The organism is Bombilactobacillus sp. ESL1202 (assembly GCF_058107125.1).
In genome coordinates this window covers 651,021-670,691 of sequence record NZ_CM176590.1, presented here as the reverse complement: position 1 = coordinate 670,691, position 19,671 = coordinate 651,021, and the positions used below count along the sequence as shown (strand labels likewise).

The window sequence follows — 19,671 nt, the reverse complement described above, 5'->3', positions numbered from 1 at the left end:
TTTTTCACTAATTTTTTAATGATATTTTGCTTTAAAAACCAATTGACAAGTGGTATCGCCAATTATACAATCTAATTGTATTTTAATAAAAGCCGGCTGTACATATTTAAAAGCAGAGAGATGATGAAGCAATGGGCAGAAATTTTAATTTGAAAAATTTTCTCGGCGTGACTTTAACATTCGTTTCTTTAATTATTAGTATTATTTTAGCCAATAGTTTTCAATATCAAGCGATTATGGCAGCAACCAAACTTAATCAATCAGTTGTTCTTATGAAGCAAGTTGGAGGGATTAATTTACCCGATGACCAACTATTAAAAGCGCCAGTTTTGACAGTTAGTAATTTTGACTTGAATCCACCACAAGCAGCTGATATTAATGATGGTTTAACGTGGTCATCATCGCAAGACAATATGGAGATTGGTTATACTAATCCTATAACTGTTCAAGGTAAAGTAGTTAAAATGGGGTTTACTTTCGGCAGCTGGTCGGCAACTAGTTTTTCTGGACAAGAACCACATTATAGAAAATCTAATATTTTTCTTCAAGATGGTATCAAGGCTGACGGTACACCAAATAATATTCAAGCTTTTTTTTATGGGAAGTCTATTGGACCTGGGACTAGTTATGATTACACTATTTTTTCTAATTTGTCTACAGCTTCATCATTACTTGAGCATGATGACCAACCGACTTATTTTGTGTCTAAAGATAGCAGTGGTACGGTTCAAGCAGTTAAGGTCATGGATTATTGTGACGGTGATTCGTTAGAATTTGAAGAAGTTTTACGACGGTCTCCATATTCTAGTGGGGGAGTTGCTCAAGAATTATATGTGAAAAACATTTCTAATATGCCACAAAATTATTTTATCGGTGAACATGAGGATACGCAATTAGAAAATAATACTATTGGTAATATCAATGACCCAGATTACTATGACCCAGATCACGTTCCAATTTATGCTTTAGGAAATAATCGTGGTATCTATTTTGAATCACCTCAACATCGGTTAAATGTTAATACTGATGTTACAAATGGACCAACGCGTTGGGTAGCAGGATTTTATGGAGATAGGTTTAATTATAATTCTACTGGTATTAGTGCTTCACATTATGAAACTACAGTTTTTAAAGGGACATCTTTAGCAGATGCTACCGGTCAGGAAATTTATAATTATTCAGCAGGTACGGAATTGTTGCCGAAAAATGGAAACAATTATCCTGATTCAGCTTATTCTTTATTATGGCCGCAAGCTGTTTTATCAGTGGGGCAAACACAACGTTATTCAGTGGATATTGGGATGAATTCCAGTTCTTATTCCAAACCGTGGCTCAAAGAAACTTGGCATAATGAATCTCGAGCGGATAATAAAAATTATCCAAACGATAAGATTAATTTTACTGTTAGTCTAGGAAATGATGGTAAAGATAGTGAGTACAAGACAACTAATTTAGCTGATGTAGTTCCTGCAGGTATAGATGTAGATGCTAGCAGTTTTAAGTTAACCAATGCTAATGGTTTAACGAAGACTGTTACTTACAGTACTGCTAATCGTGGTTTAATGTTGAGTCCTACTGATGCTATAGACTTGAAAGATAATCAAACGGCTACTCTGACGTTTTCGGGAACTATTTCTGCTACTGCTAGTGGACAAGCTTTGACGACAACCCCTAAAGGAGTAGCCATTGAACAAAATTTGGATGGAAATCCGACTAGTGACTTTTCAGGAACAAAGGTTAGTATTCCATTATCACAGTACACATTTAATGCAACTTTAACGCAAGATGCCTTAGATCGAACTCATGACTTGCCATTAAACTATTACATTCCCGGCGATAAAATTGATTTTCATATACATTATAAAATTGCCACTGATAGTACCGACAATGTCTCAGAACTGCATTTTACTCCTAGTGTGAGTGCAGGTTTAACAGCGAGTGATTATGTAGCAGCGGCCATTGATGGGTCTGGAACGAACGATTTAAAAGCAACTTATCAAAAAAATGAAGGCTCACCTTGGCCTTATCAAGTTAACGTTACTAAACGTGATGGAACTAATTTTAAAGCTGGTGACCAATTTACGGTAACTATTACGGGAATTGCGGGCAAATCACCGGATGATAAACATAGTAGTAGTTACAAATCGTTAAGTCAGACAGCTGATGTGATTGGTACTTTAAGTTCAGGAAAATCGATTACTTCGCACCCTAATACTTTAACGATTTTACGTCAAAATCTGGTCTACTTTAAGAGTGTACCAACTACTATTGATTTTGGTAAAGCAGTTAATGCTGGTCGACAATTATCTAATCTATCGACTACTGGTAACTTAGAGATTAATAGTTTCTTTCAGAATAGTACGGATGCAGGAATTGACGTTTGCGTTGCGTATACTAGTGATTTAGCAGCTAGTGTTGGTGAAACGTCTTCTTTATCATATAAGTCAACGTCCATTTCTAATGGCAATACTAAAATCACAACTATTACACCGGCTTCTGGTTCTAATGCTGGCTTATCTGGTAATTATGATCGCGTAACAAATTTAACTTCCTTAGTTGGTGCTAATCAATGGAAACTAAGTACCCAAAAAGGAATACCAGCTGGTGGTTATAGTGGAACCATGACTTGGTCTATGGTTAATTCAATTTGATAAACAGCAAAAAAAGCTGAGACGAAAATGGAACACAAAAGGCATTAAATTTCCAGTTTCAAAACTTGAAATTTAATGCCTTTAAACATAACATGCGTGTTCAACTTACTGTCTCAGTTTTTTATTTATATCATTTTTGTTCCGATTCTTACAAGCTTAGTTTTGCGGCTTTTGATTTAGTAAGTCATCTAAAAATTCTTGATCATCCGCCCGTGCTCCATTGGGTTGATTGTGATCTAAGGTTTTGATCTGATTCATTTCATCAGAAGTTAATTCAAAATCAAATAATTCAAAATTTTGTTGGAGCCGTTGTTGGTGGATTGATTTAGGAAAGATAATATCTTGATTTTGTAAATGCCACCGTAAAATAACTTGGGCTACCGTTTTTTGATGATTTTGGGCGATTTGTTTTAAAATCGGTTCATCAAAAACTCCCGTTTGCCCTTGACCTAATGGTCCCCAAGCTTCAACGGCGATTTGGTGTTCTTTTAAAAAGTGCACTAAAGCTGGTCGCTGAAAGTAGGGGTGTAATTCAATTTGATCAACAACTGGTTTGACAGTTCCAGTTTTCAAGATAGTCTGGAAATGTTTTTCTAAAAAATTAGAAACGCCAATGGCGCGAACCTGTTGTTGTTGATAAAGTTGTTCCATTTGTTGCCAAGCTTGTTGATAACCAGGTGCTGGCCAGTGAATGAGATAAAGATCTAAATAATCAACCTGCAGGCGTTGACAAGATTCTTGATAAGCTTTTTTAGGATCGGTAAAATCTGCTGGCCACAATTTTGAAGTAATGAATAGTTCGGAGCGAGCAAGACCTGATTGGCTTAAAGCTTCACCTAACCATTTTTCATTACCATAAATAGCAGCAGTATCAAAATGGCGGTAGCCAATGTCTAAGGCCCAATTGATAGCTTTCATGAAAGCTGCTTTATCTTTCATTTGAAAGACGCCCATGCCTAATTGCGGAATTTGGACTTGATTATTTAAGGTTATTTGAGGAACTTTGATCATAATAATCACCTTTACTATAAATGAATTTTCATTCTCTATCATAAACCGAGTTAGTGATTTTAGGGTGATGTTTGTTTTAACTTAAATAATTTCACCTTCATATAATTTAGTTGGTAATAAATTGAAATCGTAAGTTTTTAATTCGTCAACACTGGTTAAAAAGGCTTTAATTCCCTTGACCAACATTAAATTTAAACCTGTTTTTTGAACATCGTCTTCACAAACGAGAATGACTGGTTTATTAGTGGCTAGCATGTAACCCATTTCCCAAGCGGTACCAGTATCTGGGTCACTATTATCCCAAGAAACAACGGCAATATCGGCTAGATTCATGGCTGTAATATCATTTTGATAGGTTTCACTGGCCCATTCATAACTGCCAAAAATCCCTTCGGGATCATGATCGACACTAGCATTTTTATATTGATGGTCGCGTGGACTATGGAGATAACCGATTGAATCGTTTTGCTTTAAGGCTGCTTCGACGCGATCCAATAAATCAACTTGCTTAGGGGTGAAAAAGCCACCGGCGAGGTAAATGTGTTTTTGCATGAGATTTGCTCCTTTATTATAATTATCTTTGCTATAATTTTAAGCTAAATAGAAATTGATTCCCAGTATTTTTCTAAAATTATTTACAAACCAGGTGAAATCGTGCAAATAACTTTTACAAATCAACAAGCTGACATGAAATTAAAAAAATTTTTACAGCAACAAGGAATTAGTCATCGGCTTTATCAAAAACTAAATCATCAAGCGCACAGTTTTTTGATTAATGGTCATCCCCAAGTGGCAAGTGCGTTGGTCAAGCAACACGATCAAGTGCAGATCAACTTACCACCAGAAGCTGATGATCCGCAAGTAGCAACGAGTTTTCAACCGTTAGCTGTTATTTATGAGGATGAAAATTTTTTGGTAGTTAATAAGCCGGTTTCTTTGAGCTCAGTTCCAGGACCCAGCAATCGCCAAGATACGTTAGTCAATCGGATTAAAGGTTATCTCAAACAAGAACATTCTGAATTTTTAGTACCACATTTAATTACACGTTTGGATTTTGATACGCAAGGTTTAGTGTTAGTGGCCAAAAATTTGGTAGCTAACAGCTTAGCTAATCAACTGGTAGCTCAAAAACAGATTACTAAATTATATTATGCAGTAGTCGCGGGGCAATTAACCAAAGACCACGACATTATTGATCAACCAATTGGGGCGGTTCCAGGGCAAATAGCGCGCCAAGTTTTAGCGACTGGTCAAAAAGCCGTGACCGAATATTGGGTTTTACAACGTTTTGCAAACAAAACATTAGTTAAAGTTCAACTGCATACTGGCCGGACGCATCAAATTCGAGTTCACTTTCAAAGTATTAATCATCCGTTAATCGGTGATCAATTATACGGTGGTCCCTTAAATCAAGGTTTTAGTCATCAAGCATTACAAGCTTACTATTTGAAGTTCAAAGATCCTTTGACACAACAATGGCAAGAATTCCAATTATCAAATCAATTAATTTGATAAAAATTTGGTGAAAGTAAACTCATCAAGTATACTAGAAGAAAAAAGGTTTTGACCCAGGAGGTAAAATTATGGATGCTTTAGTCAAATGGCTAAATAAGTATTTAGTACCCATTGCTGCTAAGATCGGCTCAATTCGCTGGTTGGTTGCTTTAAGAGATGCTTTTATTGCAATTATGCCAGCAACAATGGCTGGTGCAGTAGCAACTATTTTGAACGTCTTTGTGCGCGATATTCCGCAACAAATGCATTTAGATAGTTTTGTCAAAGCAATGGAGCCCATTATTGGGATTAATACGCAAGTTTGGACGGGCTCGTTAGCAATTTTAGGTTTAATCTTTGCGTTTACTTTTGGTTATCAAATGGCTGTGCAATATAAAGTGGAGTCAATTACCGGCGGAATCGTAACCCTCGGCACTTTTTTGATGACTTTACCACAGACGTTTACCCTACCTTTAAAAAAGGCCTTAAGTACTGCGGATATTAAAACAATTACACAAGCAGGGGCAACGGTTAATGGTAAAAACATTAGTGGTCCAGGATATTTTAATTTTAATTCATATTTTGGTTCCACTGGCTTTTTTACAGTGATGATTATGGGTGGCTTAGCGATTGCTGTTTATATTTGGTTAATGAAAAAAAATATTACGATTAAATTACCCGAATCTGTTCCGCCCGCCATTGCTTCCGCATTTACTGGCATTATTCCTGCGACGGCCGCTTTATATGTTTCCGGAATTTTAACTTACTTAGTAGTCAAGTTTAGTTCAGTGACTGTAATTGAGATTATTTCTAAAACCATTCAAGAACCACTCTTGCATTTATCTCAAGGTTACGGAGCTGTTTTATTAATGACCATTTTGGTGCAAGTCTTTTGGTTCTTTGGTTTACACGGAACGAACGTCTTAGGTCCAGTTTTGGACTCAATTTGGTTTACTGCTCAAGTTGCCAATATCAATGCCTTTGCTCAACATAAAGCCTTACCATACTTTTGGACACGTAATTCGTTTGACTTATACGCTTGGATTGGGGGCGCCGGTTCAACCTTACTATTATTAGTGGCCATTTTGATTTTTAGTAAACGTGATGATCAACGCGCAGTTGCTAAAATGGCTATTGGCCCGGGCTTCTTTAATGTGAATGAGCCAGTAATGTTTGGCTTGCCGATTGTCTTAGATCCAATTTACTTTATTCCATTTGTATTGGCTCCCGTGGTCATGGTCAGCACCTCTTATTTTGCTTTAGCTCACGGTTGGGTAGCCCCCGTCAAATCACAAATTGTCTGGTCCATGCCTCCAATTATTAATTCTTTAATTGCCACTTTAGATTGGCGTGCACCAATTTTACAGGTGGTTAATGCGGTGATTGCTTTTATCATTTATGTACCTTTTGTGAAAGCTGCCAACAAAATTAAACCCCAGGATCAGAAATAATGAAGAAGAAGACTCAGCAAACTAATCGCAGTTTGATTGCGATTAGTGGTGGTTTATTGATTATTGTCTTAAGTCCCTTGATTCGTTTTGATTCAGAATTTTTTTATTACATGTTCCTCTTAGCTGGGATAGTTTTAGTTTTGGCGAACACTTATTTATGGTTAAAAAGTCGCAAAAAATAAGCGCATGTCAAGGCTGAATTGATCTAGCCGTATTTTTCATGCTGGTGTAGACCTTAATCAGTTTAAGAAACAGTTATGTAAAAGAAGTAAGACTGAGCCAATCATAATAGCTGGGAACAATCAATAAGCGTTGTTATTTGAGCGATAGTTCAACGATATTCTGCTCCACAGTAGTTATTAATCGTGGCTGACGTTTGTTCTCAGTCTTTTTTGAAGTAGGGGGGATTTTTTATGAGAATGAAACTTGATTTTGCGGTACCCGCCAGTTATTTGTTTGAGCAAATAACTAATTCAGTTTTATATGATATTAAACAACAAACAGGGAAGAATCTGAAACCGCGGCAATTAAACAATTTCAAATTTGAAAAAACATTTAACAATCAAGTTACGGGTCATTTTAAAATTATTAACTATCAACCTGATCACGATTATAGTTATGAGTTAACAACGAGTAAAAATTCTTATCAAGTTAGTTATCATTTAGAACCCATTGACTCCCAGAATGTCAAATTTGAATATCAAGAAATTATTCAGGCAAAAACCAAGACTGGTGATGCGAATAATAATTTATTGCAGTTTTTGATTGGGTGGCAAAGAAAAAGACGCTTTAAAAAAATGAAACAGCAAATTGAACAACAATATCGGCAACGATAATTTGAGAATAACAAAAAGAGCATGAAACTGGAAAAAGTGAATTAACGCTTGGGTATTTATAATAGAAGACGCGCGTTAGTTTACTGTTCCAGTCGCATGCTTTTTTGTTTGAACCTGTTTGCTAAATTTGAATTAATAACCAACCAATAAAACCTAAAATTACTAACAGTAAAGCGTTGATTTTGAGCGAAACACCTAGAAAATGGGTTGCTTCGGTTTTATGGGTAAAAAATGAATACTGCTTGTAAGATAAAAGATTGGCCATTGAGGCAATAATTGTCCCTAAGCCGCCAATATTAGAACCTAAGAATAAAGCGTGAATATGATGGGTAAATTTAGCTACTAAAATAGTCGTTGGCACGTTACTAATACATTGACTTAAACCAAGTGAAGTCCAATAAGTTGAACTGGGACTAGCAACTAAGTTGTTAATGATTTTGGCAACGATCGGAAAGCGGCTAATGTTACCCACAGCGACAAAAAAACAAATAAAGACCAGGATGGTCGCATAATCAACGTTTTTTAAAGTCTTAGGACTCATAATTAAAGCAAAAATAATAGCGACAACTGTTGTCCACCAAACAGGACACACTTTAAAAATGCCAAGGAAAATAAATGCTGTTAAAAACAACGTAGCAATTAGTTTACTAATTTTAATTTCGAAAGGCGTAATTTCAATATCCATTGGTTCTGGTTTCGTTAAAAAATAAGAAACGATTACCAGAATAATTAATTCAATTAACATTAGTGGGGTGGACACTAAGAAAAAGTGCCCGGCAGTTAAGTTGAAATGGGATAGTAAAAATAAATTATGTGTGTTGCCAAAGGGAGTGAAAGAACTCCCTAAGTTAGCAGCAACGGTAATCATAGTCATGGTTAGTGCCCGACTTAATGGAACATCAGCAGCAATTTTGAAAAATAACGGTGCGAGAATTAAGATGGTAACATCGTTAGTAATGAACATTGCGCCAAAAAAAGCCAGCAAGACCAATGCTTCCATTAGTTGCCGGGAGTTTTTAGCTTTAACAGTTAAATGGGTTGATAAAAATTGTAATAACCCGATATGTTCCAAAATTTGGACGAGAATCATCATTGATAATAACGAAAAGATTGTATGAAAATTAATGTCCGCTAATTGTGGTTTACTAACTATAGTGGATAATACAGCAACCGATGCTGCAATCCAGAGCATCTTATCCATAAAAATATTTTTGAGAACGGCCATTTAAAAACCTTCTTATCTACGGATTGGATCAGTGACTTAAAACCACTAATTATTTTACTTTAATTGGTAGATATAATAAAGAGTAATCTTTTTTGAAATCACTTACAATTAATAAATTAAGCAGATTTTTTGAAAACAAACAGGGAAACATGTTCTTTTAAGAACGTGCGGAATTACTTTGAAGTTTAGATTTTAACTGTTTGGTGGTAGTTGATTTTGTAACCTATAAAACAACCCTGTATAATGTTTTTTATCACTTATAAAGGGAGAATTCAGTTTTATGTCTAAAAAAGCTGCTGCAACAGCCATTGTGGAAACAATGATTGAATATCAAATTGAGTATGTTTTTGGAATTCCTGGTGCCAAGATTGATCGTTTATTTGAGGAGTTAGAATATAATTCTGATCCGCGTAAACCAAAATTAATTGTGGTACGCCATGAACAAAACGCGGCTTTTATGGCCGCTGCTATCGGCCGTTTAACCGGTAAACCGGGAGTCGTATTGGTGACTTCTGGACCTGGCGTGGCTAATTTGGCGACTGGCTTAGTGACTGCTACAGCTGAGGGCGATCCGGTCATTGCATTAGGCGGTCAAGTGCAGCGTGATGACCTAGCGCGTTTAACTCACCAAAGCATTCCTAATCAATCCATTTTGGCACCTGTTACTAAAAATAGTGTTGAAGTTCAAGATCCGAACAATTTATCGGAAGCATTTGCGAATGCTTATCAAGAAGCAATTGATACCAAGAACGGGGCAGTTTTTATTTCTATTCCGCAAGATGTTATTAATGAAACTGTGACGCGACCCAATATGAAAAGAGCACCAATTGTTCAACAAGGTAGCCTGCCCATTGCAAAATTAAAAGCTGTTATTGCTGCAATTCAGCAAGCTAAAATGCCCGTGATTTTAGCCGGAATGCGTGCTTCACAAAAGCAAGTAACACAAGCTTTACGAACTTTATTACGGCAAACGCCACTACCAGTTGTTGAAACTTTTCAAGGAGCTGGCATTATCTCACATGATTTAGAAGATTTATATTTTGGGCGGGTAGGATTGTTCCGAAATCAAACGGGTGATGTTTTACTGAAGCAAGCGGATTTAGTCATTGCGATCGGTTATGATCCGATTGAATATGAAGCTCGTAATTGGAATCAAGATCGAGCTGGTAAAATTATTAACTTGGATAATGTGGCTCCCGAATTAACCCAGGATTATCAGCCAGAATTAATTTTACAAGGAAATTTAGTGGATACGTTGACCGCATTAACGCCACTCTTGGCTGATTATCAATTATCAGAAGTCACGAAGAATCATTTAAAGGCGATTAAACAAGAATATGAGCAAAAAAATATTCCAATTTTAGCTCCTAGTGCCACAGGTGTTCAAGATCCGTTAGCAATTGTTCAAGAATTGCAGCGGCACGTTGATGATTCAATGGTTGTGACTGTTGATGTTGGTAGTCATTATATTTGGATGGCTCGTCATTTTCGTAGTTATGAGCCCCGGCATTTACTATTTAGTAATGGGATGCAAACCTTAGGTGTTGCGCTACCGTGGGCAATCAGTGCCTCATTATTAGCGCCAGAACACAAGGTAGTCTCTGTGGCCGGTGATGGTGGTTTTTTGTTTTCCAGCCAGGAGTTAGAAACGGCTGTGCGTTTACAATCTAATATTGTACAATTGATTTGGGTTGATGGTTATTACGATATGGTTCGGTTTCAAGAACAATCTAAGTATGGCCATGACTCGGGCGTTAAATTTGGTCCCGTTGACTTTGTTAAATATGCCCAAAGCTTTGGGGCAGTGGGGTTAAAGGTTGATCAAAATCATAGTTTGCGCACAATTTTGAACCAAGCTTTTGCGACACAAGGACCGGTAGTGGTAGAAATTCCGGTGGATTATAGTCATAATCATGATTTGAATCAAGCTTTATTGCCAGATCAATTTCATTAATTAAGCTGAGATCAAGTCCGATTAGTTTCTGGTTGCTGGGTTTTGTGAACGCAATTTAATTAAGAATTTGACGTAATTTTAAAGGTGGTTAAGAAATTAAATGAATGATATTTTATATCAACACGGAACTTTGGCTTTACTAGTACCAGGTTTGCTAAAAGGAACATTGACCATGAAAGAATTATTAACGCATGGTGATACTGGCATTGGTACGGGTGAAGGCTTAGATGGTGAATTAATTATTTTGGATGGTCAACCGTATCAAGTTGACGGTGCGGGTCATGTTAATTTGGTAAGTGGCGAATTTACTGTTCCGTTTGCGAGTGTCCATCAAGCTGATTTTAAACCTTTGCAGCCAATTAAACAGTTGGGCGCGAAAGCAATTTATCGGCAAATTGCTACTAAAACACAAGCTGCCAACACTTTTTATGCTGTTAAAATTACGGGTACTTTTAGTCAAATGAAAACCCGGACCGTTGTTAAAGCTAGTCAGCCGTATCAAACCTTAGTGCAAGCGTCTGAAAAGCAGAGTGTTTTTACAGCTCAAAATGTGACCGGAACTTTAATTAGTTACTATGCACCACAAGTGTTTGATGGAGCTAGCGTAGCGGGCTTTCATAGTCATTTTTTGGCAACAGATCACTCAATTGGCGGACACGTATTAGATTTTAGTGTGGCACAAGGGCAAGTTTTTTGGCAGCAATTTGCCACTTTACAACAACATTTGCCAGTAACTGATGAGGACTATATGCACCATGATTTTACTGAAGATCATGTTACAGAAGCCATTGATCAAGCTGAACGTTAGATGTTAATACTGGATAATTTATGTTAAAATTGTCTTAAAAATTAAGGAGTATATCAATGTCAACAACATTAATCATTATTATAATTGTTATTGTTTTAGTTGTTTTGTATGCGTTGTTCTATAATGGTTTGGTACAAAAGCGTAATCAAGCTCAGGAGTTTCAAAGTCAAATTTCTGTGCAGCTAAAGCGGCGGACCGATTTAATTCCTAATTTGATTGAAACAGTTAAGGGATATGCTGCCCATGAAAAACAAACTTTAGCTGAGATTGTTAACTTACGTAATTCAGTCATGAATGCCGATTCTTTACAAGATAAAGTTAATGCTGATAGCAAATTGACGACAGCTTTGGGACCAATTATGGCTTTGGCAGAAAATTATCCAGATTTGAAAGCTAATCAAGAATTTAATAAGTTAATGGAAGAATTAACTAATACGGAGAATAAGGTGGCTTATGCCCGTCAAGCTTATAATAGTTCTGTGCAATATTACAATACGGCAACGCAAACTTTTCCACGTAACTTGGTTGCTAAATTGCACCACTTTTTACCAATGGAATATTTACAAATTTCCGAAGCTGAACAGGAAGTTCCCCAAGTTAAATTTTAAGAGGTTAGATCATGCTATATCAACAAATTGCGCAAAATAAACGGCGCACATATTTAGTTTTAGCAATCTTTTTTCTGATTTTAGGGGCAATTGGGGCAGTAATTGGTCAATTAATGTGGCATAGTTTAATAGCTGGTATTATTGGTGCGCTAGTCATCGCAGCAGTTTATGCGATTAGTGCTTATTTGCAATCAACGAGTTTAGTTATGAAAATGAACCGTGCCCAACCCATTACTAGTGAGGAGCAAGCCCCTGACTTGTGGCATATTGTTGAAGATTTAGCCATGGTCGCCCGAATTCCGCAACCTGATTTATATTTTATTGATGACCCGAGTCCGAATGCTTTTGCGACAGGGCGTGATCCGCAACATTCAGCTGTAGCAGTGACGACGGGATTATATCAGATGATGGATCGGGAAGAATTAGAGGGGGTTTTGGCACATGAACTTTCTCATATCCGTAATTATGACATTCGAGTTTCGACAATTGCCTTGGCGCTAGCTTCAGCTTTAATTTTCCTATCATCAATGTTATCGAATATGTACCGCTGGGGTTTTTGGTTTAGCGATGACCGTGACGATCGTAATGATTCTAATAGTAACAATTGGTTACAGTTAGTTTTATGGTTAGTGGGTTTGATTTTTGCGATTATTGGTCCATTAGTTGCTTCGATTATTCAGCTGGCAATTTCTCGTAATCGGGAGTATTTAGCTGACGCTTCCGGAGTTGAATTGACTCGTAATCCGCAAGGCTTGATTGGTGCTTTACAAAAGTTGCAGAATAATGAGCAACCAATGCAGCAGGTTGATGATGCCAGTGCAGCTTTATATATTACTAATCCTCTAAAAAAGCAGCATTCAATGGAACATTTATTTGATACACATCCACCGCTGGCTGAACGGATTGAACGCTTAGAGAAAATGTAATTTTAGCTGTGAATAAGACCGGTTATAAACCAGAAACTAAACTCATGGTTTAAGTCTTTTTTGACTGAAATTCTGAGTTGTAATTAGGTAACTGCTTCTGGTCTGAGGAACGCAATTTAAAAAGCTACGAATAAAAGGTTATAAAATAAGAGGCTGGGACAAAAACTTAGCAGTTGAGCACTAGTGATTTTAAATCTTAAAGTTCAAATTTGACTTGAAAGATTTAATACCATTAGGCACAAAGCTACTAAGACTTGTCCGAGCCTCTTTTTCAGTAAACTTCTATTGATTTAATGAGCGACTACGTTTAATATGTCTTCCGGTTTTTGAAAAATATAATCGGCATCACTAAAGTCATCAGCTGCATTAGCGCCCCATTTAGCTAAACCAAATTTGATGCCAGCATGATGAGCACAACCAATGTCGTTGCGTGAGTCGCCGATTAATAATGTCGTTTGCGGTTGAGCATTAATGAGTTGCATGGCTTTTAAAGCCGGCTCAGCTGCAGGTTTAGGCTGTTGAACTTGGTCAGCAGTTACAAAGTGCTGAAAATAAGGTTGTAAAGCAGTCTTTTTGAAAATGGCTGCCACTTCTCTAGAATCTTCAGAAGTAACAATCGCTAAACCAATGTTATTGTTTGCCAACCTTTTAACGGTGTTGACGATACCGGCAAAAGGTTGAACTTCATCAATAAAACCAAAGGCATTGTTAAAAACACTTTTAGCGGCTGTTAAATGTTGGCTTTGCGGAATTTTAAAGTAATTCAAAGTGTCTTCCGCCGTGCCAGAAAAGGCAAATTCTAAATCCGCTACTTCAGTTTTGATATTGTAATCTTCAAGCAAAGTTTTTTGTAAAGCTAGTAAGCTAGCTTCTTTGGTATCTAATAACGTACCATCAACATCAAAAATAATATTTGTAAACATTTAATTTCTCCTTTTCTAACAGGTGGGTATGAGTGCTATTATAGTATTGTGTCGGAGTTAAGAGCAATAGGAAGGAAGAGATTTTATGAAATTTCAACAAACAGATGCTAATTTTGACTCAAAAGGACTTTATTTTAGTGGTCGTTGGTCTCAGACTAATCACGGTATGTATACAACTAATTTAGGAGCACGGGTGATTACTCAGGTTCAAGACACTACAGCTGTTAAGTGGTCATTTTCTACAAAGGCTAACGCCGGTGACACTTGGTTAGCTTACCAGGTTGATGATCAACCGTTTGTACGTTTGGCGTTAACCACAGATCCAATTACAGTTACTTTACCCGATGAAAATAGTCATGTCATTCAAGTAGTTTATAGTGGCAATACAACTGAAGATAATGTTTGGCGAAGACATCAAGGTTTGTATTTTGATCAAGTAGAAACCACAGGTCAGTTACAAGCAGTTAAGCCTGCTGGTTCACCATTGGTCTTTATTGGTGACTCCATTACAGCTGGTTCTTGGGTAGCTGGAACTACTCCGGGCGAAGATTATCGAGCTGAGAGTAACTATGCTGCTTTAGTGGCGGAACATTTTAATCGAGAAGATATTCGCATTTGTTATCCAGGTGCCGGTGTCGTTAAGCCAGGGACTGGTGGCGTACCTAATGCACAAACTTTCGTTGATCAAATGGCGGCCGATATTGCTTGGCAACCCGATTTTGAGGCGGAAGATGTGATTGTTAATTTAGGAACACCGGATAAAAAGATTAATGATGCTGATTTTCGGGTGGGTTTTGAACTAGTTATGCAAAAAATTAAATTACAATATCCAACTAGTCGTTTGTGGATTATGATTCCTTTCAGTCAAAATCATGCGGCTGTGATTCGTGAAGAAACTCCAGAATATGAAAATACTACAATCATTGAAACTAAAGATTGGGATCTTTCCTTTACTGATGGAATGCACCCTGATGTGGCAGGTACTAAAAAGGCAGCAGCACAATTAATTCCAGTTTTGGAACCGACGTTAGGCTAATTACTTAAGCGATAATTTTAAAATTGATAAGAAGTTGGGGCAGTAAGGTTAATTGACGTTCTTAATAAAATCCCAGGAAAGTCATTAACTATTATGTTCTAAAAATCAGTAATTTCTTACTAATAACACTAAAATTTTTAAATCAAAAAATTAATTTAGAAATTTAAGTTTGTTAGGATTTAATTACCTGAATTTTGGACCCAACTTCTTTTTGAATGTTATTCAATGGCTACAAGCTTTTATCTCTATCTTATTTTTTGTATAATATAGTTTCACTGTAATGGGATTGAGGAAGAAAAATGAAGCAATCAAAAGTGACTTCTAAAGAACTTAAACATGACTCTTTATTATCTGGTTCAGCTTGGATTACGGCTAGTGGGATTGTTTCCCGAGCTTTATCAGCTTTATATATTATTCCGTGGAATATTTGGATGGGCTCTGCTGTCACTGTGGCCGCGGCTAATGCCTTGTACGGTAAGGTATATAATATTTATGACTTTTTTTTACTAGTTTCAACTGCGGGGCTTCCCAGTGCAATTTCTAAACAAATTGCCCACTACAATGCTTTGGGCGAGTATGAGGCTAGTAATCAATTGTTTAAGCAAGCATTAAAAGTAACGGCGGTAATTGGTTTAGCTTTTGCCGCTGTCATGTATTTTGGCGCTAATTTGGTGGCAGCTGTCTTCACCAACGGTGATCCCCGTAGTATTCCAGCTTTAAAAGCTTTGGCTATTGCAGTCTTACTTTTACCAACATTAAGCATTATGCGTGGTTACTTTCAGGGGCATGGTCAAATGGGACCTTCAGCAATTTCAATGATGTTGGAACAATTTGCACGTGTTAGTTATATGCTATTAATTACGTATATTATTATGCAAATTCAACACGGCAATTACGTTGATGCCGTAACCAAGTCAACTTTTGCTTCCTTTATTGGCGCGGGCGTGTCAATGTTATATCTGTTATGGGGATTTTGGCGTCAACGGCAAACATTAACGCAACTGGCAGTTAATGGTAGTCATCAAATTAGTTTTACAGCTAAAGATTTTACGAAGGAAATTTTACTGCAAGCTATTCCTTTTATTATCATTGATTCAGCAATTACCATTTTTAAACTATTTGATCAATCAACGTTCAACCCCATGATGCAAAGTTTTATGCATGTTTCTCAACAACAGTTAGATTATTATTATTCGCTCTTTGGTTTTCAAGCTAACAAATTAATCATGGTCGTGGTTTCGTTGGCTACCGGCGTTGTTTCTTCGGCTATTCCCATTGTTTCTTCACTTTATACAACTAAGAACACGACAAAAATTCAAACACAAATTGTTAAAATTATACAGATGTTTGCCTTCTTTATGGTACCCGCAGCACTAGGAATGTTAGCAGTTTCTCGACCATTGTGGAGTGCTTTTTATGGTTTTGATAAATTAGGTATTAAAATTATGCAAATGTCGTGTTTGATGGCCTTATTGTTGGGATTTTTTATGGTTTTGGCTGCCATTTTGCAAGCTTTATATCGTAATGTTTTAGCGATTAAATATTTAGTCATTGGCTTTGTTTTTAAAATAATTATTCAGTGGCCGCTAGTTTACCTGTTTCGTGAATATGGTCCCATTGTGGCGACAATATTAGCGATGATCTTAATTTGTTATTTAATGTTAAAAAAAATCCATACCTTATACCCGTTTAATTTGAAGCAATTAATTAGTCAAGATTTAATGAAAATTGTTTTGGGGGCAGTGTTAATGATGGTAGTGGTTTTATTATTAGATACAATTTTTTATGGTTTCGATCACCAGATTGGGCGAATTAAAGCGACTGGTTATATGTTAATTGAAGTGGTTATTGGTAGTCTGGTTTATGGCATTTATGTGTTAAAAACCCGATTGATGGATCAGGTTTTGGAAAAGGATTTATCCAAACTACGGCGACTGTTTCATCTCCAATAATTTTAATTGGGGCTGATATTGCGCGATTTGGCGTGAGCAGTCAAAAGGATGTAAAATCATAATTATTGCATGAATTTGTTTCAGTGAAGTTGGGACTGCAAAAATTTGCTGGATCAATGTTTGGTAATTTTTGGCTTAGCAATAAGTTTAGATTGATATTAGGATGTTGACAAATGATTAAAGTTCAGGCAACGACAGTGACCAATGGTCGTTTAATTTATTTACAGGAAGATTTACAGAGTTCTAAAAATACAATTTTTTTACCAGACTTCACACAAAGTGTTAATAGCTGTGTGCAAGTCATGACCTTCAATGGTTTAACTAATAGTTATGCTTTAGATTGGCGTTATCATGGGCTGTCTGCCCCTAGTGGAAAACTAGATGTTACTAACTGTGCACAAGATTTGCTAGAATTTGTTACTAACTTAGGGTTAAAAAATTATCAAATTGTAGCTGCAGGTTTAAGTTTTTTTGTGGTCAAGGAAGCCTTAAACTTAGGGTTACAACCAAAACAAATTTTGAGTCTAGATCCCAAATGGCAACCAGCAGAAAAATATCGCTTAGTCAAACCATTAGCAAATTATGAACAATTGGTAACATACGCCCAAGCTCAGATTCAGCAATTAGAAAAACGGCAGGCATTACAAGAGTATCAAAAGCAAATGCTGCTGAATTCTTTGGTGGCCGATTTTTGCCAAACGGATAAAGGCTTTGAATTGAATGTGAGTTTAGACAAACAGCAAGAGTTTATTGCTAGTTTAAATACGCTGAATTTCAGATCTAGCAAGGTACCGATGATTTTATTAATTGCCCAAACAACGCAAATTCAGTTACAGCAACAATCAATTAGTGCTACGGTTCAACGAAATTTACGTTCATTTCAGGAAAGTTATGTTTTACAAGAAGTTTATGATTCAAGATTGTTAATCACTGCTGCAGTTGAACTTTTGAATTTTCTGGCATAAAAAATTATTAAATATGTAAAAACCCCCGATTGTTTAACAATCGGAGGCTTTTTAATTTAAATTATTGAGGGGGATTCAAAATTTAAATATTGAGGGGGAGAAGTGAGATATCTTTTTTCTATCTCATCAACTTACAAGTTATATACTACACAGAAGTTATGAAGAAGAAACCCTTAAAATGTGAAGAAAATATGAATATTTGAGAAAAAGTGTCTTTAAATTTCCAAATCTACTTTAGCAAATTACGAACATTATAACAAAAAAGTAATAATATATATCGTGAAATTCTAGCTTTATATTTTAAATTGAGTATAATAGAACAGTGTGTTACTTAATAATAGAACTATCTGGAGGAATTGAAATGAGTAAACAGCCAGCGCGACTGTTGGAAAAGATTTTTGATCTGCAGGCTAATCATACTAATCCGCGCCAGGAAATCATTGCTGGGACAACCACTTTTATGGCCATGTCTTATATTCTCTTTGTTAACCCTAATGTTTTGGGTGATGCGGGGATGAGCAAGGGTGCAGTCTTTGTTGCCACTGCTTTAGCAGCAATTGTGGGGTGTTTAGCTACGGCGTTTATTGCAAATTATCCAGTAGCGATTGCTCCTTCTTTAGGAAGTAATGCTTTTTTTGCTTATACAGTGGTTTTGGGAATGAAAATTCCTTGGCAAACGGCGCTAGCAGGGATTTTTGTGGCGTCAATTTTGTTTTTACTTGTAACTATTTTTAAAGTACGAGAAAAAATTATAAATAATATTCCAGCTGATTTAAAATCGGCAATTGCGGCGGGAATTGGCTTATTTGTGGCTTTTGTGGGTTTACAAAATGGTGGTTTAGTTAAAGCTAGTTCATCAACGTTATTGACCATTACTGATTTTCATAATCCCACTGTTTGGCTAACGGTTTTTGGCTTGGTTTTTACTTTAATCTTAGTAGCTTTAAAAGTGCCGGCTAATTATTTAATCGGAATGGCAGCTACTTCAATTGTCGGGATTTTAACCGGTTTGATTAAGATGCCGACAGCGATTGTTTCGGGTGTTCCTAGTTTAAAGCCGACCTTTGGTCAAGCAATCTTTAATGTACAAAATGTCTTTAATCCGCAGATGATTACGGTTATCTTAATTTTCTTTTTAGTAGCTTTTTTTGATACTACGGGAACCGTTGTTGGTCTAGCAGAGCAAGCTGGTTTTATTAAACGTGGCGAAAAAGTTCCACCGCGTTTGAGCAAAACTTTATTAAGTGATGCTTTTGCTATGACCGGTTCTTCAATTTTTGGTAGTTCGCCAACCGCTGCCTACGTTGAATCTTCTGCTGGTATTGCAATTGGTGGTCGAACTGGTTTAACTGCTTTAACAGTGGCTTTTTGGTTTATAGCCAGTTTGTTTTTCTCACCATTATTGGCAGTGGTTACTTCGCAAGTAACAGCACCAATTATGATCATTGTTGGTGCTTCAATGATTACTGCTTTAGGAAATATTGATTGGAGTAAATTAGAAAGCTCATTTCCCGCGTTTGCAACAATCATTGGGATGCCATTTTTCTATGATATCGCTTATGGTTTTGCCTTTGGCGTTATGTCTTACGTCTTAATTATGATTTTTGAAAAGAAAGGTAAACAAGTCCACCCGATTATGTATGGTGCCTTTGTGATCTTCTTATTCTTATTGATTGCTATGAATCAAGCACATTATTGAAAGTAGTTTTGTAGCTCAATAACAAAATTTCAAAACAATGAGACCAGAGCAATAGGATTGATGATCGGATTCTGTTAAATTAAGTAAAACATTAATTCATTATGATGTGCTCCAAGTTAGTAGTTTATACCT

General features: G+C 36.5%; 17 protein-coding genes. 13 read left to right on the top strand and 4 right to left on the bottom strand.

Annotation, left to right across the window (positions count from 1 at the left end; all coding sequences use genetic code 11):
- The first annotated feature begins 131 nt into the window (after nucleotides 1-131).
- Complete coding sequence (locus AC3B7A_RS03130) at nucleotides 132-2,651, top strand: hypothetical protein (RefSeq protein ID WP_489756276.1); 2,520 nt, start codon at nucleotides 132-134, stop codon at nucleotides 2,649-2,651.
- A gap of 156 nt (nucleotides 2,652-2,807) precedes the next feature.
- On the opposite strand, the gene AC3B7A_RS03125 is transcribed toward AC3B7A_RS03130, so the two are convergent.
- Entirely contained in the window at nucleotides 2,808-3,662 is an 855-nt protein-coding gene (locus AC3B7A_RS03125) for an aldo/keto reductase (protein WP_489756275.1), read from the bottom strand.
- A gap of 81 nt (nucleotides 3,663-3,743) precedes the next feature.
- Complete coding sequence (locus tag AC3B7A_RS03120) at nucleotides 3,744-4,214, bottom strand: nucleoside 2-deoxyribosyltransferase (RefSeq protein WP_489756274.1); 471 nt, start codon at nucleotides 4,212-4,214, stop codon at nucleotides 3,744-3,746.
- 135 nt (nucleotides 4,215-4,349) lie between these two features.
- Between AC3B7A_RS03120 and AC3B7A_RS03115 the strand changes: the two genes are divergently transcribed.
- From AC3B7A_RS03115 to AC3B7A_RS03100, 4 genes are all read left to right on the top strand, one after another.
- A complete protein-coding gene (locus tag AC3B7A_RS03115; protein WP_489756273.1) occupies nucleotides 4,350-5,174 on the top strand; it encodes an RluA family pseudouridine synthase in 825 nt (274 codons plus the stop codon).
- 71 nt (nucleotides 5,175-5,245) lie between these two features.
- Nucleotides 5,246-6,607, top strand: coding sequence for a PTS sugar transporter subunit IIC (locus AC3B7A_RS03110; RefSeq protein ID WP_489756272.1), 1,362 nt, complete (start codon nucleotides 5,246-5,248; stop codon nucleotides 6,605-6,607).
- Nucleotides 6,607-6,789, top strand: a complete 183-nt coding sequence (locus AC3B7A_RS03105) for a hypothetical protein (RefSeq protein ID WP_489756271.1) — start codon at nucleotides 6,607-6,609, stop codon at nucleotides 6,787-6,789. The genes AC3B7A_RS03110 and AC3B7A_RS03105 overlap by 1 nt, the downstream gene beginning before the upstream one ends.
- Nucleotides 6,790-7,020: 231 nt before the next feature.
- Nucleotides 7,021-7,443 carry a DUF3284 domain-containing protein gene (locus AC3B7A_RS03100; protein WP_489756270.1) on the top strand — a complete coding sequence of 141 codons (423 nt, stop codon included), beginning with the start codon at nucleotides 7,021-7,023 and terminating at the stop codon, nucleotides 7,441-7,443.
- A 121-nt stretch (nucleotides 7,444-7,564) separates the two neighbouring features.
- Here AC3B7A_RS03100 and AC3B7A_RS03095 read toward each other — a convergent pair whose 3' ends face one another.
- Nucleotides 7,565-8,668 carry an SLC13 family permease gene (locus AC3B7A_RS03095; RefSeq protein ID WP_489756269.1) on the bottom strand — a complete coding sequence of 368 codons (1,104 nt, stop codon included), beginning with the start codon at nucleotides 8,666-8,668 and terminating at the stop codon, nucleotides 7,565-7,567.
- 280 nt (nucleotides 8,669-8,948) lie between these two features.
- Here AC3B7A_RS03095 and alsS point away from each other — a divergent pair, with 280 nt between their 5' ends.
- The 4 genes from alsS (at nucleotide 8,949) to htpX (ending at nucleotide 12,964) form a co-directional block, all read left to right on the top strand.
- Complete coding sequence (gene alsS / locus AC3B7A_RS03090; protein WP_489756268.1) at nucleotides 8,949-10,622, top strand: acetolactate synthase AlsS; 1,674 nt, start codon at nucleotides 8,949-8,951, stop codon at nucleotides 10,620-10,622.
- A gap of 100 nt (nucleotides 10,623-10,722) precedes the next feature.
- Nucleotides 10,723-11,430 (top strand): acetolactate decarboxylase, encoded by a 708-nt coding sequence (gene budA / locus AC3B7A_RS03085; RefSeq protein ID WP_489756267.1) that lies wholly within the window; start codon nucleotides 10,723-10,725, stop codon nucleotides 11,428-11,430.
- Between the two features lie 56 nt (nucleotides 11,431-11,486).
- Nucleotides 11,487-12,038: a LemA family protein gene (locus AC3B7A_RS03080; RefSeq protein WP_489756266.1), complete on the top strand. Its 552-nt coding sequence runs from the start codon at nucleotides 11,487-11,489 to the stop codon at nucleotides 12,036-12,038.
- Between the two features lie 11 nt (nucleotides 12,039-12,049).
- The gene (gene htpX, locus AC3B7A_RS03075) at nucleotides 12,050-12,964 is read left to right on the top strand and encodes a zinc metalloprotease HtpX (RefSeq protein WP_489756265.1); all 915 of its coding nucleotides are present in this window, start codon (nucleotides 12,050-12,052) and stop codon (nucleotides 12,962-12,964) included.
- 290 nt (nucleotides 12,965-13,254) lie between these two features.
- Here htpX and AC3B7A_RS03070 read toward each other — a convergent pair whose 3' ends face one another.
- On the bottom strand, nucleotides 13,255-13,887 hold the full coding sequence (locus AC3B7A_RS03070; RefSeq protein ID WP_489756264.1) for an HAD family hydrolase: 633 nt from the start codon (nucleotides 13,885-13,887) through the stop codon (nucleotides 13,255-13,257).
- Nucleotides 13,888-13,972: 85 nt separating this feature from the next.
- On the opposite strand from AC3B7A_RS03070, the gene AC3B7A_RS03065 reads away from it, so the two are divergent.
- From AC3B7A_RS03065 to AC3B7A_RS03050, 4 genes are all read left to right on the top strand, one after another.
- A complete protein-coding gene (locus AC3B7A_RS03065) occupies nucleotides 13,973-14,923 on the top strand; it encodes an SGNH/GDSL hydrolase family protein (RefSeq protein WP_489756263.1) in 951 nt (316 codons plus the stop codon).
- Between the two features lie 299 nt (nucleotides 14,924-15,222).
- Nucleotides 15,223-16,875 (top strand): putative polysaccharide biosynthesis protein, encoded by a 1,653-nt coding sequence (locus AC3B7A_RS03060; RefSeq protein ID WP_489756262.1) that lies wholly within the window; start codon nucleotides 15,223-15,225, stop codon nucleotides 16,873-16,875.
- Between the two features lie 173 nt (nucleotides 16,876-17,048).
- Nucleotides 17,049-17,840, top strand: coding sequence for a hypothetical protein (locus AC3B7A_RS03055; RefSeq protein WP_489756261.1), 792 nt, complete (start codon nucleotides 17,049-17,051; stop codon nucleotides 17,838-17,840).
- A gap of 361 nt (nucleotides 17,841-18,201) precedes the next feature.
- Nucleotides 18,202-19,539: an NCS2 family permease gene (locus AC3B7A_RS03050; RefSeq protein WP_489756260.1), complete on the top strand. Its 1,338-nt coding sequence runs from the start codon at nucleotides 18,202-18,204 to the stop codon at nucleotides 19,537-19,539.
- Nucleotides 19,540-19,671: the final 132 nt, after the last annotated feature.

Bases quoted from the DNA above. Each gene is read 5' to 3' on its own strand.
- AC3B7A_RS03130 (WP_489756276.1), top strand. From the start codon at position 132: ATGGGCAGAAATTTTAATTTGAAAAATTTTCTCGGCGTGACTTTAACA.
- AC3B7A_RS03125 (WP_489756275.1), bottom strand. From the start codon at position 3,662: ATGATCAAAGTTCCTCAAATAACCTTAAATAATCAAGTCCAAATTCCG.
- AC3B7A_RS03120 (WP_489756274.1), bottom strand. From the start codon at position 4,214: ATGCAAAAACACATTTACCTCGCCGGTGGCTTTTTCACCCCTAAGCAA.
- AC3B7A_RS03115 (WP_489756273.1), top strand. From the start codon at position 4,350: ATGAAATTAAAAAAATTTTTACAGCAACAAGGAATTAGTCATCGGCTT.
- AC3B7A_RS03110 (WP_489756272.1), top strand. From the start codon at position 5,246: ATGGATGCTTTAGTCAAATGGCTAAATAAGTATTTAGTACCCATTGCT.
- AC3B7A_RS03105 (WP_489756271.1), top strand. From the start codon at position 6,607: ATGAAGAAGAAGACTCAGCAAACTAATCGCAGTTTGATTGCGATTAGT.
- AC3B7A_RS03100 (WP_489756270.1), top strand. From the start codon at position 7,021: ATGAGAATGAAACTTGATTTTGCGGTACCCGCCAGTTATTTGTTTGAG.
- AC3B7A_RS03095 (WP_489756269.1), bottom strand. From the start codon at position 8,668: ATGGCCGTTCTCAAAAATATTTTTATGGATAAGATGCTCTGGATTGCA.
- alsS (WP_489756268.1), top strand. From the start codon at position 8,949: ATGTCTAAAAAAGCTGCTGCAACAGCCATTGTGGAAACAATGATTGAA.
- budA (WP_489756267.1), top strand. From the start codon at position 10,723: ATGAATGATATTTTATATCAACACGGAACTTTGGCTTTACTAGTACCA.
- AC3B7A_RS03080 (WP_489756266.1), top strand. From the start codon at position 11,487: ATGTCAACAACATTAATCATTATTATAATTGTTATTGTTTTAGTTGTT.
- htpX (WP_489756265.1), top strand. From the start codon at position 12,050: ATGCTATATCAACAAATTGCGCAAAATAAACGGCGCACATATTTAGTT.
- AC3B7A_RS03070 (WP_489756264.1), bottom strand. From the start codon at position 13,887: ATGTTTACAAATATTATTTTTGATGTTGATGGTACGTTATTAGATACC.
- AC3B7A_RS03065 (WP_489756263.1), top strand. From the start codon at position 13,973: ATGAAATTTCAACAAACAGATGCTAATTTTGACTCAAAAGGACTTTAT.
- AC3B7A_RS03060 (WP_489756262.1), top strand. From the start codon at position 15,223: ATGAAGCAATCAAAAGTGACTTCTAAAGAACTTAAACATGACTCTTTA.
- AC3B7A_RS03055 (WP_489756261.1), top strand. From the start codon at position 17,049: ATGATTAAAGTTCAGGCAACGACAGTGACCAATGGTCGTTTAATTTAT.
- AC3B7A_RS03050 (WP_489756260.1), top strand. From the start codon at position 18,202: ATGAGTAAACAGCCAGCGCGACTGTTGGAAAAGATTTTTGATCTGCAG.